1 protein-coding gene is annotated in these 654 nt (G+C 51.2%); it reads right to left on the bottom strand.

All coding sequences use genetic code 11. The features are described from left to right. On the bottom strand, nt 1-654 hold a 654-nt coding region (locus F0265_RS24500; protein WP_253809551.1), incomplete at both ends, for a thiamine pyrophosphate-dependent enzyme.

Here is a 654-nt window from a genome sequence, read left to right as displayed (position 1 = left end):
CTCTGCTGGCAGTTCACCGTTCAGACGACGCTTAAGCTCTGCCGCTTCTGCAGGGTACGCTGCTGCGTACGCGTCAAACTTCGCATTCCACGCTGCTTCTTTCGCTGCACCCGCTTCTTTTGCATCCCACTGTGCGTATACATCTGCTGGGATTTCAAAAGGACCGTGTTCCCAACCTAGCTGTTTACGAGTTGCTGCAATTTCGTCAGCGCCTAGTGGTGCACCGTGACAGTCGTGTGAACCAGACTTGTTTGGAGAACCAAAACCGATGATGGTCTTAGTACAGATTAGTGTAGGGCGTGAGTCCGCTTTCGCTGCTTCAATCGCTGCATTGATTGCTTCTGGATCGTGACCGTCTACTGCTGGGATTACGTGCCAGCCGTACGCTTCGAAACGCTTAGGCGTATCGTCAGAGAACCAACCTTCCACTTCACCATCAATAGAGATGCCGTTGTCATCCCAAAACGCGATTAGCTTACCAAGACCTAGCGTACCCGCTAGAGAACAGGCTTCGTGAGAAATACCTTCCATCAGACAGCCGTCACCCATAAATGCATAAGTGAAGTGGTCAACGATGTCGTGGCCTTCTTTGTTGAATTGTGCTGCTAGAGTTTTCTCAGCCAGCGCCATACCTACCGCGTTAGTGATACCTTG

The organism is Vibrio sp. RE88, from assembly GCF_013113835.1.
Lineage (GTDB): Bacteria > Pseudomonadota > Gammaproteobacteria > Enterobacterales > Vibrionaceae > Vibrio.
The sequence above is the reverse complement of the archived record's forward strand: the minus strand, read 5'-3'. Positions and strand labels throughout refer to the sequence as shown.